Here is a 13,693-nt window from a genome sequence, read left to right as displayed (position 1 = left end):
CCTCCTTAATTTGGCTGTAATTGAAATAGAAAACCAAGTTGTTGTGACGCAGTAATAAAGCAAACATAGGCGCAAAGCTCTACAATTTCTTTTTTTGTCCAATATTGTTTTAATGCGTGAAACATAGTATCATCTATCGCTTTTCGGTCATGAACAAATGTATGCGCAAAAGTAACGGCTACACCAATCTCCTCTGCCTTTTGCACATCATCAGGTCTTCCCTTTGCCATACAGTACGGACATTCATTCCCATACGCTAATGTTCTTCTCACTTGCTCCTTCAACTCTGCTGAAAGAATTCCTTTATTGTACAGTGTATCCTCTAACGTACTCCACGAATGTAATATATCCGAATTATGCCCTAATAACTTTTGAAACTTTGTATCTCCTACATTTGATAATGAAATTCTCTCCATCATTTCCCCTCCTATTTCCTTCTGTTTTATTGTAAAATAAATAACGTTCACTTTACATTTCATATGAATCTTAATTTATATTTTCCCTTTACAAAAATCATTATTTTACTGGAGGTATATTTACAAATGCAACTAGACCGTGTTGATCGAAAAATTTTAAATGAATTATATAATGATAGTCGCCTTTCTATGCGTGAATTGGCGAAACGAGTAAACTTATCTGCTCCGTCTACTGCAGAACGTGTTCGTAAACTTGAAAGTGAAGGCGTTATTCAAAAATATACAATCGATATCGACTATAAAAAAGCAGGACTAGTTTTAGATTGTATTTTAGAAATCACTTTAAAAAATGGTGATACAACACGTATGCAACAGTTTATTCAGTCTTATCCATCTGCAAGTTTTTGTTACCGAGTAACAGGAAGCTTATGCTACATTGTAAAAATTTCTGTTCCTTCACTCGTTGAACTTGAAGAATTTATCAATGATGTTTCTTCATATGCAACGACAGTTTCTCATATCGTATTATCAGAAGTATCTCTTACTCCTGATATTGAACATATCTTCCCAGAAGATTAATTTATTTTTATTCATAAAATATAAAAAAACCCCTTACAATAAGAATAAAAATAATATATTATGTATTAAAATACATAAAGTTCGAGAAAGGGGCTTTACATTGAAAATCTGGTTTTATGAAAAAACGGCACAATTAGATGACTTGCTTGGTATTTGGGACAATGTTCCGACCATCCCGCGAATTGGTGAAAAAGTGGAGATTTTAAAGACAGTCCGTACTGTTACAGATATTAAATATGTAAAGAACGGTAATAATTTTCGTATAGAAATTATTACAAATTAAAAAGTAGCTCCTAAGGAGCTACTTTTTAATTATCTATTATGTGCTTTCTTTATAACGATTTTATCTTCTTCTACTGATACTGTTACATAATCACTTTCTTCTAACCGAAGCTTATTTACAACCTCATCTGGTAACTCTATGGCCATCAATCTATCGGTTACGATCACTTGACTATACACTTCATTTTCTTGTGATGAATTCACTACTTTTTGCTCATTTATAAAACGTACTGGTGGCACGCCAACTTCTTTTACTGTACGCCATTGTTTCCAAACATACGGAATTAACCATAGTAATCCAACAACTGTAAGACCGATACCAATCCATAAATTACTTTGCGCTTGTAATTCAGTAATTGAGATTGTACCACTTTCTTCTCCACCGAAAAATTGCATACTTGTTGCAATCAAATTATTTAGAGCGTGCACAGCTATATTCGTCCATATATTTTTTGTCTTTATGTATAAAAGGCACATAACGACACCAAACATGAACGCACCAATAACATCAAAATGTCCTAGGCCAAAAATAATTGAAGATATAATTACAGCTTTTTTAATTCCCCATTTATGAGCCATTCGCTGTAAGAAAAATCCCCTAAAAATAACCTCTTCCATAATAGGTGCTAACACACATGCTGAAATGAAAGTAAATATCGTCATATATACGTTACTCGTATTAATAACATTTCCGTCTTCTAGCATAGTAACTAAGAAATTCGGTAACGTATGTGCTAATATGTAAAATTGAATCTGAGATATGCCAACTGAAAAAATCATCCCCATTATCGTTGCTAATACAATTAATCCCCAAGATAAACGTCCTGGCTTATCAAAAAAACTGTTAAATACAACATTATTTTTATTTGTTTTTACGTATAGCCAAAGTAACGGAAATACAAAAAATACAGTTATTTGTGAAATAACCTCCATCGTATTCTCAGAAACATTTGCTAGACCTAATGGTATCATTATAAGGAACACCCCTATAATCATCCATCCAAAAAAGCTACGTAGCCTTATACGTGAAAATGCATAGTGCACATGAAACACCCCCAAAGATAGTAAAAAATAAAGTAAAACTTGAATCAATATTTTATAGGCGTCCTTTCCTTATAAATAATTGGATAACTAAATTACAATATGAATCTAGTTGAAATCCTTCCTATTTTTCTCAAATCATTTCAAACAGCATGGCTCTTAAAATACCATATCGCTGTTCTTCAAGTTGCAATCCAAGTGAAATTTATGTAATAAAAATCCCCGTTTTTACAAGCGGGGATTTCTTTTATTATAATACGTCACGTTTTTGGAATAATGCACTTGATGCTACAAGTAACACAACAAAGTATGCAGCTACAAGTAATAATGAAGTTGTAAACGTAAATTCTGTAAATGTTGGTTCTACTCCACCACTAATTAATTTATTACTGTCGTAAGCTCTTAAATCCAAATGGAAGAATACTACAAACTTCGCTACACCTTTTGCAAACATCATTAGTGCCATATTAATTGCTCCTTGTAAGAATAATAGGAACATCGTAATAATTAATGATAATACAGACTTTCTAAATACGTTTGCTAAGAAAAATGCAAGTGTTGCAAAGAAAAATGGCGATAGCAACTGATATAATATTGTTTTCAAAACAATTCCTAATGTTAATTCAGTTTTACTACCGTCCATTACAATTAATCCAATAATCATGGCAATTAACGTACTAGCAAATACAATAAATAACATCGTTAATAACACTGTAATATATTTAGAAAATAAAACTGTCATTCGTTTTCTTGGACGAATTAATAATTGTTTAATCGTTCCTTTTTGGAATTCATCTGTAATTGTACGAGAAGCTGTTGTAATTCCAAAAATCGTTGTGAATATCATAATTAAGCCGATATCTGAACTTACAAAATCTAAGTAAGATCCACTTAAACTACCAGCTTCACCCCATTTCGCCAGTACTACAGCTCCTAAAATCTCCAATAAAGCAATGACACCAATTAAAATATACATACCTTTTTTCGCATGTAATTTTAAAAATTCATTTTGAATTAATTTAAACATTACGCTTTCACTCCCCCAGTAATCGCTAAGAACTCATCCTCTAACGTTTTATTTTGAACAGTAACTCCGTATACAAGCACATCAGCATGAACAAGTTTTTTGACAAGTTGCGGAATGTTTTCTTTTGTTACAGATGCTACAATCACATTCCCTTTTGCTTTACCTTTAATAATTTCATTCGCTTTCTGAACTTCATCTACTTCAAACGCTACAACGACTGCCTCATCATGCTTCACTTTTTCATGTAAGTTGTACTCTTGTACAAACTCACCTTGTTTAATAATAACAACGCGATCACACATTAATTCAATTTCACTCAATAAGTGACTTGATACGATTACAGCAATATTCTCTTCTTTCGCTAAACGTTGTAAATAATCACGAATTTGGCGAATACCAGCTGGATCTAATCCATTTGTCGGCTCATCTAAAATTAAGATTTTCGGCTGATGAAGTAATGCTTGTGCAATTCCTAAACGTTGTTTCATACCAAGTGAATATGTTTTCACCTTTTTATGAATCGCATGCTCTAATTCAACAAGCTTTACAATCTCAGCAATGCGCTCTTTACTAATTGGAGTGATGGCCATGTTCGCAAAATGCTTTAAGTTTTGCATTCCTGTCATATAATCATATAGTTCAGGATTTTCTACAATCGCTCCAATTTGCTCTAGTGCCTTTTCACGCTCCGAGCGAATACTATGTCCACAAATTGTAATATCGCCCTCTGTCATTGAAATAAGACCTGTCATCATACGGATCGTCGTCGTCTTACCGCTACCGTTCGGCCCAAGGAATCCGTATACTTCTCCTTCACGAACCTCAAATGATAAACCACGAATAATTTCCGTTCCACCAATCCTTTTTCGAACATTCTCTAACTTTACTACTACGTTTCCCAATGCTGATTCCTCCTTTAGACTTCTAGTTTTTTATCGACTATGTAAGCAATTACATATATTATTAGAGCACTAACCATTACCATGAAACTTATATTAAAAATGTTAAATCCATTTTCTTGAAACATATTAATAAACAGACTCTTGCTTTCACTATGATATTCTACTCTTCGTAATACTTGGAAAGCTGGAGCTAATTTTCCTAGCAAGGTTGTCGCTAAAGTAATCGCTATATTTATTACTAGGAAAATAATAACGATTAGTATATTTTGCGCCTTTTTCTTTTTCGTAAGTAACTTTACTAGAGTAATTACCAATATGATTTGTAAAACACTAAACAAAAACTCAAATAAATCGCTTATCGTATATATTAAATTATTAATTATGCCTACTTGCATAATCTCTTTTGCTTCTACATATACAGAAGTCGTAGGAAAAGCTAATACATAACTTACGTAGAAAAGAATTCCACATATCCCATACCATATAGCCATTGCGATAAATGAGAAAATAAGCATAGAAATTACATATTGTTTCCCAGATATTGCTGTAAGTCGTAACATTGGATTAGTTAGTAAGCGTGAATATGATTTCATTGTTTGTATAAACATATAAACAATATAAAAGAAAAATATAATCATAATGATTCCAAATATACCCTCTTGTCTACTGATAGCCGCATCACTTTTTCTTACAATCATTTGTGAAAATAACACAGCTTCAATTAGCACAAAGAATAAAAAAGTAACAATATATCTTTTCTTATTTACATTCCATAAATAGGAAAGTACTGACTTCACTTACTAAACACCTCCTTAAACAATTCATGAACTGCTTTTCCTCTCTGAAAACGAATTTCTTCTACATTTTCATATAGAACCATTTCTCCATCTTTTAAAAAGATCACTTCATCAAAAATATTTTCAATTTCATTTATTAAGTGAGTGGAAATTAATATCGTACAATCTTCCCTATAGAACTGTAGAATTAGATCCAATACATGTTCTCTAGAAAGAGGATCTATCCCGCCCAATGGCTCATCTAGTACATATAGCTTCGCTTTTCGAGAAAACGTTAAAATAATCTGCAGCTTCTCAACCATACCTTTTGACAATGCTGTAATTTTTTCTTCTAGCGGTATTTTAAATTCTGCAATCGTATCTACCGCTTTTTGAATATCGAAGTCTTTATAAAAATCCCGGTAGAAAAATAAAGCGTCTTTTACAGTCATCCAATCATCAAAGATTGGCTTATCGGACATAAATGAAACGATTTCTTTCGTCTGTAATCCTACCTTTTTACCGTCTATTGTGATACTGCCTTCAGAAGGGTGTTGCAAGCCTGCAATCATTTTCAATAACGTCGTTTTCCCGCTCCCGTTATCTCCAACAAGCCCAACGATTTTCCCTTCCGTAATCTCTATGTTTAATTCACGGATCACTGCTTTTAATCCGTATCTCTTCCATAAGTTTTCTATTTTTAATAGCTCTGTCATTGGCTCTCCTCCCTCTTATCATGCAATGAAGAACGAAGAATTGTAAGAATTTCTTCTTCTGAAAAACCTAAATTTTCCATTCCATCTATAAAAGAATGAAGTAATTCTTTCGCCATCTCTTTTCGCAGCTCCATTATTTTCTCCCCTTCATTCGTTACATACCGTCCCATTCCTCTACGTGTTACAACAACTCCATCCCGTTCTAGCTCTTGAAATGTACGCTGAATCGTATTTGGATTCACTTGTAATTCACTCGCTAATTCACGGACAGAGGGAATTTTATCACCAGGCAATAACTGTCCTGTTACGATCTCTTTTTTTATGTATTCCATTACCTGAATGTAAATTGGTATATTTGGAGAAAACTCTATTTTCATTTCTTCCCTCCTTTTGTATCGGTGTACTAGTTAAATAATACACTGATACAAAAAGTTTGTAAATACCCATTTAATTACAAAAAGTTCTATCCGTTAACCGAATAGAACTTCCCAAACATAAATCGCTATATAGAAATAATAGTGTTATGTAAACAAAATTATAAAGAAAAGCTGTCTTATCAATGAATAAGACAGCTTTTCTTTATAATCCTATATTAAAAGTTAAACACGAAGTCATCGTCAGCTAACTTTTCAACGTTCGTTGCTTTTACGTAACCATTTCCTTTTACAGAGAAGAAATCATGGTTTTTCGTATCTGTACGTAAACCATTTAAAACGATTGGGTTAATTTCTTCTTCTTCAAACTTCGGCTCAAGTCCTAAGTTCATAAGCCCTTTATTCGCATTGTAACGAACGAAACGATTTACATCTTCTACAAGACCGATAGAAGTGTAAATTTCTTCTGTATAAGCCATTTCAATTTCATATAGTTCCATTAATAACTCTTGTGTTTCTTTTTGCACTTCTTGTTGCTCTTCTGCAGAAAGTTCTGCGAAGATTTGTTGTGCTAAAATACCGACGAATACGCCGTGAATTGACTCATCACGAATTATCAAGTTAATAATCTCACCACTTGCTGTTAGTTTTCCTTGACCAGCTAAGTAAAGCGGATAGAAGAATCCACTATAGAATAAATAACTTTCTAAGAACACACTTGCTACCATTGCCATATATAGCTCTTTTTTCGTTACCTCAGGCTTTAACAAACGACGATAGTAACCAGTAATAATACCGGCCTTTTTCTCAAGTAATGGATGATTGTCTACCCAGTCAAAAATATCATCAATTTCTTCTTCAGTAGCTAACGTTGTAAAGATATGACTGTAACTCTTCGCATGTACTTCTTCCATAGCTCCCATGAAAGCTAATACACTTTTAGCTTGTAAATTTTCAAGATGAACAAGTACAAGTGGCATTCCTTCGCCACCTTGTTTCGTATCTAAAAGTGTTAAACCACCTAATACACGCTTATAAGCAATTTGCTCTTCTTTCGATAATTGCACCCAAGTATTTTTGTCAGACGAAACCGCAATTTCTTCTTCTGTCCAAAACTGAGCGATGTTTTGCTTCCAAAACATTAAACTAAAATCATCTTCTTTTTTGTTCCAGTTTACCGCACGCATTAAATCGCCCCTTCTCTAAATATGATAACTAAGCATGAGCAGGGTTCAGAAAACCCTGCTCATCATGTCTCACTTTTTATATTAAACGGTACAAGCCACACACTCTTCCACGCTTAATTTACGTGTTCTCGTATAATACAGACTCTTTAAGCCTTTTTTATGTGCATAGATGTAGTAACGTGCTAATTCACGTGTTGAAATATCACTATTAACGTAAAGAATTGTACTAATTCCTTGATCAATATGTTCTTGAATTTCTGCGATTAAATCAATTAATTTAAACTGATTCATATCGTAAGAAGATTTATAGTACCAGAACGTATCTTTTGATAAATACGGCATTGGATAATATGTTGTCGCGTTCGCATATGTTCTTGATTCGATTTGACTTACGATCGGCATTACGCTTGAAGTTGCATTTTGAACGTAACTGATTGATTGTGTTGGAGCAATGGCAAGACGATATGAGTTGTATAAACCATTCTTTTGCACTTGCTCTTTTAAACTTGTCCAATCTTCTTTTGTCGGAATATGAATTCCTTCAAATAGTTGCTGAACTTTTTCAGTTACTGGGCTGTAATCTGTCGTTTCATACTTTTCGAAGTATGTGCCATTCGCATAATCAGATTTATCGAAGTCTTTAAATGTCTCGCCTTTTTCTGTAGCGATTTCCATACTTTTCTCAATAGAATAGTAATTTAACATCATAAAGAATGTACGAGCGAATTCTTTCGCTTCTGCACTTTCATAAGCGATTTTATTTTTTGCTAAATATCCGTGTAAGTTCATTGCTCCAAGTCCAACTGAATGAAGCTCGTCATTTGCTTTTTTCACAGTTGGTGCATTCGGAATAATCGTCATATCAGAAACAGCTGTTAAAGCTTCCATTCCCGCATGAACTGCTTCACGAATTTCTTTATTTTCCATTACGTTTACGATATTTAACGATCCTAAGTTACAGTTAATATCACGACGGATAATGTCATCTGTACCGTAATCATTTATTTCTGAAGTTTCTTGAAGCTGGAAGATTTCTGTACATAAGTTCGACATCTTCACAGTTCCAATATCCTTCAATGGATGTTGATTATTTGCATTTGATTTAAACATTAAGTATGGGTAACCAGACTCAAGCTGAATCATAGCGATTTTAATAAGCATATCACGTGCACTAATATCTAGTGGCTTCTTCTTCACTTTCGGATTGCTCATTAATTCATCGTACATTTCATCAATGTCAATATCATCTAAATGCTTGCCATATTCTTTATAAACCGTATAAGGCGCGAAAACATGGAAAGGTTCGTTTTTCTCAGCAAGCTCAAAGAACTTACTTGGAACGATAATTCCGATTGATAGAGACTGAATACGGCTCTTCTCATCGGCATTTATTTTTTTTGTATCAAGGAATTCAATAATATCCCAATGGAAAATGTTTAAATATACTGCGCCGGCACCTTTTCGTTGGCCAAGCTGATTCGCATATGAAAACGAATCTTCAAGCAATTTCATAACAGGCACTACACCACTTGCAGCGTTGTCGATACCTTTAATTTGCTCACCACGTGCGCGTAGCTTAGATAAGTTTAAGGCTACTCCCCCGCCGATTTTCGATAATTGCATCGCAGTATTAATGTTAAAGCCAATTGAATTTAAGCTATCGTCCATCTCTAACAAGAAACAAGACACCATTTCTCCTCTTCTGCTTCTTCCCGCATTTAAAAAGGTTGGTGTCGCTGGTTGGTAGTTTTGTTTTACAATCATGCTTGCGAATTGTTTTGCCTTCGAAACATCACCGCGTCCTAAGTATAATGACACAATTGCTACACGATCTTCATAGCTTTCTAAGTATTGTTTTTGATCATTCGTTTTTAACGCATAATCTTTGTAGAACTTAGATGCTGCCATATAAGATTGGAACTCGAAGTTTTCACCATAAGCGATGTTATATACTCCCTCTACTTCCTCCAAGCTATACTCGTCCAGAACGTTGTAATAGTAATCATGTTCTTTCATATACTCCATTCGCTCTGCCACGCTATTAAAAGGAACGGTATTCTCTCTAGCTTCTTCCATAAAGACTTCTAATGCCTCTTTATCTTTATGAAGCTGATAAAAACCGTCCTGCATTTGCGTGATTTCATTATTCAGTTCAATGTGTCGCAATCTCCCGCACCCTTTCCTTAAAATATTCTACATCGTTATTTGTTCCAGATAACTCAAATTTTGATACAATAGGCACTTCATATTTAGTAGAAATCTTGTCAGCACTTGCACCGAACATGTCTCCCCAGTTACGATTGCCGCTTGCAGATACGCCTTTTAATTTTTCATTATTGCGCTCTAAAAAGTCTAAAACACGTTCTGGTACATTGCCAAAACCTGTTGTATACGTAATAAGAATAAAGTCTTCATCTATTACTAGATCTTCATCAATTTGAACGGCCGGCATATTTAATTTGTGAATGAAACGCTTCACGTTTCCTGTCATAGAATCATATGCAACTAACATTTCCGACCCTCCCTCTCAAATCTATATTCTCTATATGTTGTTCTTGATTTCTCTATATATTGTATTACGTTTCAAAATAAGACACAAGATATATGTATAAATTCTTTCTTTTTTTAACTTTTACTTTTCGACATGATAGCCGTTTTTTTTCAATACAATGACTATGAAACAACATTCTAAAACTCATGTCAATAAAGTGCTTTTCAAAAAAGTTGTCAACGAATTTAATCTTATTTTAAAAAAAGTTAACAATATATTTTGTCATAAAACGGTAGATGCTGAAGAAATATATTTCTCCAGCATCACGCAAAAAAGAACAGATATGAAACTATAATCTGCTCTAAAAAACGATTACATTTATCAAATTTACCTTATTAAATATATTATACATATACTTTCGTTTTTCGTTACATACTAAAAGATAACTATTATAGAAAAAGATTATTATTATGGAACTTCAATTTATTTATGAAAAGTTTATTCAGAGTGCTCAATACGCAAAATATCTTTTACAAATATGTGATGTGGATTTTCATCTTTATCAAGCATTGTACATACAGGAGCCTCTTCATCAAAGTATACAATCATTCCTTCTACGTACTGATATGTATGTTGAACTTGTACAGTTACTTTAATTTCTATCGCTTCTTCATATGCTCTTTTTATTTTCTGAAGCATTTTTGCTGAACATTTTCGTTTCTCTGGATACATAACCATTCCCATAAATCTATTGCCGGCTCTATCTTTCCACATATAATCCCAATGTGGTAAAATGCCTTGTTTAAAATCGCCCATAATTCCCCTCTCCTTTATCTTTTATTTATCCCGCATTAAACGTTCGATTGGTGTCGGCTACTAATCAGTGAGGGATGCCCTGCTGATTAAAATTCCCCTTTATGAACGTGGCGTTTCTGAATATGTATAAATCACTTGCCCGCCTCGTTGTGCGTTACCAATGAAATGCTTAAAGTCTTCTCTATTTACAACAACTTCTCTGAACGTATAAAATACATCTTTCGTAACAACATACTCCGTTATTTCACCATTTTTCAGCTGATCTAAAATTGTATTTGCTAATTCTTTATCCATGTATTTCACCTCTCTGCAATATTTTATTTTATCGTATATTCTATAGGTCAACAACTGTAAAATTATCCCGCTATTTGCAGGCGGTCCGATTGGTGTTGGCTACTAATCAGTCGTGGAATGAACAAAAGTCTTACTGATTAACGTTTCATTTTATCTCGTTGTTATGCCATGATTTTATTTTCGTTATTTCGCAAACAATATCGTTTTACTATATGTCCACTAAATATCATATACTAACATAGCTACTTCTCTATATCAAACATTTCGGCATTCAATTATGCAAAGTTCCATACCACTATGCTACAATATATAAATAGAACTAGGAGGGATACTATGATTCGGAAAGCAAAAAAGACAGATGCACTGGCAATAGCTCCTTTATTGTATAATGCTCTGCATGAAATTGCTGAAAAAATCACAGGTAGCACAGTTAAAGCAGAAGTATTACTAGGACTTGAGACATGGTTCTCAAAAGAAAATAACCGTCTGAGCTACGAAAACTGTTTTGTCTATGAACAAGACGAGAGTGCAGTTGGAATTATTGTCGCTTATCACGGTAGTGAAGCAACACAGCTTGACGCACCAATTGTACATCACTTAAGAGAATTACATAAAGATGAATCAATTACGTTAGAAAAAGAAGCTGAGCTTGATGAGTATTACATTGATACATTATCAGTTTCAAGTGCACACGGCGGAAAAGGTATAGGTTCTAAATTAATTGAAGCTGCCGAAATCTATGCAACTGAAAAAGGGCATGAAAAAATCGCTTTACTTGTTAATTTAGAAAACACACGCGCCTATTCACTATACGAAAAGTTAGGTTATAAAAAAGATGAAATTGTTATGCTAGTAGGCGAACCTTATGCTCATCTCGTAAAAACATTAAACGTCAAAATTTCTATACCTTAAAAAGAAAGCACACGATTTATATAAATCGTGTGCTTTTATGTTAAATTCGTATTTAATATATTTCCATCCATCGCCTCGTGAAACGTATATGTTGTACATCCCCATGGCTTTCTATGCAAAATAGGAGAACCAGACCATCCCATTGCCCTCAGCTCCGTTCCAATCATCGAATTAAAATACTTATGACCTACAAGAGCAATACTTCCATGTACGAGAGCATAACGATGTAACAGGTAAGCCGCTTGCCTTGCCCTCTCTCTTACTTCCTTATAAGACTCAACATCTTTATGGTAGCCAAGTATCCATAATGTTCGTCCAATGAACATCCATACCTTAATTGTGCATTTCAACCACTTCGGAGCAAAAAAGCATGAAGGAACTTCAGCTTCTCTAAAAAGAGAATTTTGCATAAAAGATAAAGAATCTGTCAATTCAGCTGCTGATTGTACAGCACGCCTTTGATCACTTGTTAAGACAAATTTCGCTGCTTCAATTGCCTCTATTGTTTCTATCGGCATTTTAGCTTTTTGTATCATTGATTCGGAATCATACTGTTTCATCCATTCGTGAAATGAATTAATTGTCATCGGTTCTCTTATACGACCTAAACAACCATGACGAATAAAAGAAATCTTCATTCTTTTCACTCTCCATTCATCACTTACGAACTCTATTATGCACTAGTTCTAAATATCATACCACGCAAGAAAAGAAAGTTATATACCTTTACATCTCCCCACCACTATCATGTGTTATCGAAGCATGGGTACCATCCATCCCATCAAAATATGTATTCGTATCATATTGACGAATCTTTTTTAAATGCATATAAGAAAATAAAAATAAAATTAAAGCTATAACACTCCCCACAAATTCAAACATCATTTTACCGCCTCTAATTTCTCCCACTTCAGCAGGTTATTCTACTTTTTCATTATACCTCGATATAAAGATTTTCGCATTTTTGCTATTTTTTCAAATAACATGGATTTTCTACATATTTTCTTACAAAAAGTGAATTTTTTTCGAATTTTTACTTTGGAAACATTTACAAAGTAGGAAATATGGTTCAAAATAGGAGGAAATAAAAAAACCCAAATTTATTCTTTTTTTGGGAAAACTGTAACAAGGAGAGTTGCTTATGCAGATCGCAGAAACTGGAGATATCATCGAATTTAAAGGTGGAATGCAAGGCCGTGTTCAAAAAGTAAATCAAAACTCTGTTATTGTTGATATAACAATTATGAAGAATTTTAGAGAACTAGATATGGAACCTCTTACAGTTGTAAGTCATAAAAACTATACTGTCATTAATCAAAATGCATAATATAATAGAAAGAAAGGGCCTGTATAGTATACAGGCCCTTTCTTTCTATTAACGATTATCAATTGTTTCCGGATATAGATCGTGGTTCATCATGCGGTAGTCAGCCATTTGTTCATACTTCGTCCCCGGGCGACCGTAGTTGCAGTATGGATCAATTGAAATGCCACCACGTGGTGTGAATTTCCCCCATACCTCAATGTAACGTGGATCCATTAATTTAATTAAATCGTTCATAATAACGTTCATGCAATCTTCGTGGAAATCACCATGATTGCGGAAACTAAATAAATACAACTTTAAAGATTTACTCTCTACCATTTTTTGCTCTGGAATATAGCTAATATAAATTGTTGCAAAATCTGGTTGTCCTGTTTTCGGACATAAACTTGTAAATTCAGGACAATTGAATTTTACAAAATAATCACGGTTTGGATGATTATTATCAAATACCTCTAATATTTCTGGGCTATATTCAAATAAATATTTTGTATTTTGATTTCCTAGTAATGTTACATCTTTTAAATCTTCATCTAATCTTCCTGTCATTTTAAAC

At 33.6% G+C, this 13,693-nt stretch carries 19 protein-coding genes; 4 read left to right on the top strand and 15 right to left on the bottom strand.

Features of this window, described 5'->3' with window-relative positions:
- Nucleotides 1-5: 5 nt before the first annotated feature.
- Nucleotides 6-416 carry a carboxymuconolactone decarboxylase family protein gene (locus tag ACLBXA_RS15060; protein WP_447617304.1) on the bottom strand — a complete coding sequence of 137 codons (411 nt, stop codon included), beginning with the start codon at nt 414-416 and terminating at the stop codon, nt 6-8.
- A 126-nt stretch (nt 417-542) separates the two neighbouring features.
- Here ACLBXA_RS15060 and ACLBXA_RS15055 point away from each other — a divergent pair, with 126 nt between their 5' ends.
- Together ACLBXA_RS15055 and ACLBXA_RS15050 are read left to right on the top strand one after the other, a co-directional pair.
- Nucleotides 543-995 carry an Lrp/AsnC family transcriptional regulator gene (locus tag ACLBXA_RS15055; protein ID WP_001175498.1) on the top strand — a complete coding sequence of 151 codons (453 nt, stop codon included), beginning with the start codon at nt 543-545 and terminating at the stop codon, nt 993-995.
- A gap of 100 nt (nt 996-1,095) precedes the next feature.
- Nucleotides 1,096-1,278 carry a DUF3913 family protein gene (locus ACLBXA_RS15050; RefSeq protein WP_000707106.1) on the top strand — a complete coding sequence of 61 codons (183 nt, stop codon included), beginning with the start codon at nt 1,096-1,098 and terminating at the stop codon, nt 1,276-1,278.
- A 29-nt stretch (nt 1,279-1,307) separates the two neighbouring features.
- Here ACLBXA_RS15050 and ACLBXA_RS15045 read toward each other — a convergent pair whose 3' ends face one another.
- The 11 genes from ACLBXA_RS15045 to ACLBXA_RS14995 form a co-directional block, all read right to left on the bottom strand.
- A complete protein-coding gene (locus ACLBXA_RS15045; protein WP_017762934.1) occupies nt 1,308-2,321 on the bottom strand; it encodes a CPBP family intramembrane glutamic endopeptidase in 1,014 nt (337 codons plus the stop codon).
- A gap of 247 nt (nt 2,322-2,568) precedes the next feature.
- Nucleotides 2,569-3,345, bottom strand: coding sequence for an ABC transporter permease (locus tag ACLBXA_RS15040; protein WP_098902202.1), 777 nt, complete (start codon nt 3,343-3,345; stop codon nt 2,569-2,571).
- Entirely contained in the window at nt 3,345-4,247 is a 903-nt protein-coding gene (locus tag ACLBXA_RS15035) for an ABC transporter ATP-binding protein (protein ID WP_000528821.1), read from the bottom strand. The genes ACLBXA_RS15040 and ACLBXA_RS15035 overlap by 1 nt, the downstream gene beginning before the upstream one ends.
- Nucleotides 4,248-4,261: 14 nt before the next feature.
- Nucleotides 4,262-5,044 (bottom strand): hypothetical protein, encoded by a 783-nt coding sequence (locus ACLBXA_RS15030; protein WP_000843922.1) that lies wholly within the window; start codon nt 5,042-5,044, stop codon nt 4,262-4,264.
- Nucleotides 5,041-5,739 carry an ABC transporter ATP-binding protein gene (locus tag ACLBXA_RS15025; RefSeq protein WP_000137741.1) on the bottom strand — a complete coding sequence of 233 codons (699 nt, stop codon included), beginning with the start codon at nt 5,737-5,739 and terminating at the stop codon, nt 5,041-5,043. The genes ACLBXA_RS15030 and ACLBXA_RS15025 overlap by 4 nt, the downstream gene beginning before the upstream one ends.
- Nucleotides 5,736-6,116 (bottom strand): GntR family transcriptional regulator, encoded by a 381-nt coding sequence (locus ACLBXA_RS15020; protein ID WP_000687507.1) that lies wholly within the window; start codon nt 6,114-6,116, stop codon nt 5,736-5,738. The genes ACLBXA_RS15025 and ACLBXA_RS15020 overlap by 4 nt, the downstream gene beginning before the upstream one ends.
- 215 nt (nt 6,117-6,331) lie before the next feature.
- Nucleotides 6,332-7,300 (bottom strand): class 1b ribonucleoside-diphosphate reductase subunit beta, encoded by a 969-nt coding sequence (gene nrdF / locus ACLBXA_RS15015; RefSeq protein ID WP_001203025.1) that lies wholly within the window; start codon nt 7,298-7,300, stop codon nt 6,332-6,334.
- Between the two features lie 81 nt (nt 7,301-7,381).
- Nucleotides 7,382-9,466: a class 1b ribonucleoside-diphosphate reductase subunit alpha gene (gene nrdE, locus ACLBXA_RS15010; RefSeq protein WP_001215843.1), complete on the bottom strand. Its 2,085-nt coding sequence runs from the start codon at nt 9,464-9,466 to the stop codon at nt 7,382-7,384.
- Nucleotides 9,453-9,812 (bottom strand): class Ib ribonucleoside-diphosphate reductase assembly flavoprotein NrdI, encoded by a 360-nt coding sequence (gene nrdI / locus ACLBXA_RS15005; RefSeq protein WP_000959447.1) that lies wholly within the window; start codon nt 9,810-9,812, stop codon nt 9,453-9,455. The genes nrdE and nrdI overlap by 14 nt, the downstream gene beginning before the upstream one ends.
- Before the next feature lie 477 nt (nt 9,813-10,289).
- Complete coding sequence (locus ACLBXA_RS15000) at nt 10,290-10,607, bottom strand: hypothetical protein (protein ID WP_000502199.1); 318 nt, start codon at nt 10,605-10,607, stop codon at nt 10,290-10,292.
- Nucleotides 10,608-10,706: 99 nt separating this feature from the next.
- On the bottom strand, nt 10,707-10,901 hold the full coding sequence (locus ACLBXA_RS14995; RefSeq protein ID WP_000356686.1) for a hypothetical protein: 195 nt from the start codon (nt 10,899-10,901) through the stop codon (nt 10,707-10,709).
- A 333-nt stretch (nt 10,902-11,234) separates the two neighbouring features.
- Here ACLBXA_RS14995 and ACLBXA_RS14990 point away from each other — a divergent pair, with 333 nt between their 5' ends.
- Complete coding sequence (locus ACLBXA_RS14990; protein WP_098437763.1) at nt 11,235-11,813, top strand: GNAT family N-acetyltransferase; 579 nt, start codon at nt 11,235-11,237, stop codon at nt 11,811-11,813.
- A 35-nt stretch (nt 11,814-11,848) separates the two neighbouring features.
- Here the strand turns inward: ACLBXA_RS14990 and ACLBXA_RS14985 are convergent, their stop codons facing one another.
- Nucleotides 11,849-12,451, bottom strand: coding sequence for a phosphoglycerate mutase (locus ACLBXA_RS14985; protein ID WP_000703092.1), 603 nt, complete (start codon nt 12,449-12,451; stop codon nt 11,849-11,851).
- 88 nt (nt 12,452-12,539) lie between these two features.
- Nucleotides 12,540-12,695, bottom strand: coding sequence for a hypothetical protein (locus tag ACLBXA_RS14980; protein ID WP_002083105.1), 156 nt, complete (start codon nt 12,693-12,695; stop codon nt 12,540-12,542).
- Between the two features lie 259 nt (nt 12,696-12,954).
- On the opposite strand from ACLBXA_RS14980, the gene ACLBXA_RS14975 reads away from it, so the two are divergent.
- Complete coding sequence (locus ACLBXA_RS14975) at nt 12,955-13,140, top strand: YkvS family protein (protein WP_001165082.1); 186 nt, start codon at nt 12,955-12,957, stop codon at nt 13,138-13,140.
- A gap of 48 nt (nt 13,141-13,188) precedes the next feature.
- Here the strand turns inward: ACLBXA_RS14975 and queF are convergent, their stop codons facing one another.
- Entirely contained in the window at nt 13,189-13,686 is a 498-nt protein-coding gene (queF, locus tag ACLBXA_RS14970; protein WP_001986050.1) for a preQ(1) synthase, read from the bottom strand.
- Between the last annotated feature and the right edge of the window lie 7 nt (nt 13,687-13,693).

This window comes from Bacillus sp. D48C (assembly GCF_053345735.1).
Note: the sequence above shows the minus strand (reverse complement) of the source record. Positions and strands in the feature narration are given on the sequence as shown.